Annotated in this window: 1 protein-coding gene and 1 pseudogene; both read left to right on the forward strand. The window is 59.3% G+C overall.

Annotated elements, in window-relative coordinates; translation table 11 throughout:
• Nucleotides 1-326, forward strand: a pseudogene (locus ACXJ7R_RS35600) (glycosyltransferase); the annotation flags it as partial.
• The coding region (locus ACXJ7R_RS35605; RefSeq protein ID WP_457155870.1) for a hypothetical protein at nt 313-643 on the forward strand (331 nt) is incomplete at its 3' end. The pseudogene ACXJ7R_RS35600 and the gene ACXJ7R_RS35605, both read left to right, overlap by 14 nt.

Here is a 643-nt window from a genome sequence, read left to right on the forward strand (position 1 = left end):
TGCTCACAGTCGTGACCATCACGAAGTTCAATTCGCGCCCCGGCCATCTTTTCGGTGGCCTGGGTGTGGCCGTCTTCTCGATCGGCTTCCTGATTTTCCTGTTTCTCTGTGCGCGGTGGTTTGGCGGTGAAGCCATTGGCGGCCGTCCGTTGCTGCTTGTCTCGACGCTCCTGATGATCGTCGGGGTGCAGTTCACGCTGTTTGGCATGGTCGCCGAGTTGATTGTTGCGACCCGTGGCAATCGCGACCCGGGCATTGTCGCCGAAATTGCAAGTTCCGACGGCAGGCTGCCTGTGAAGCCGATCGGCGCTCGTGCCGAACTCTAGGATCATTCGTGCCGGCGGTGCCGTCATTGCCATTGCGGCAATGTATTTTGTCATACGCTCCGTCTACGGATACGCCGATCAACTCGCCGAGATGCTGCAGCGTCCTCGGTTCGTTTTCGTGGTCGTGTCCTGTGCGCTTCTCTATGCGCTCGCGCTGCAGCTTGTGGGGTTCGCCTGGTTCACCCTGTTGGTTTCGGTCGGAGAAAGGGCAATCTCCGCGGTCCGTGCAATGCGCGTTTTCGCGCGGACCCAAGTCTACAAATATTTGCCGACCAACGTCATCCATCTCGTCGGACGCTTTGTCCTGGCGGCCCGAT

This window comes from Mesorhizobium sp. P5_C1 (genome assembly GCF_054049815.1).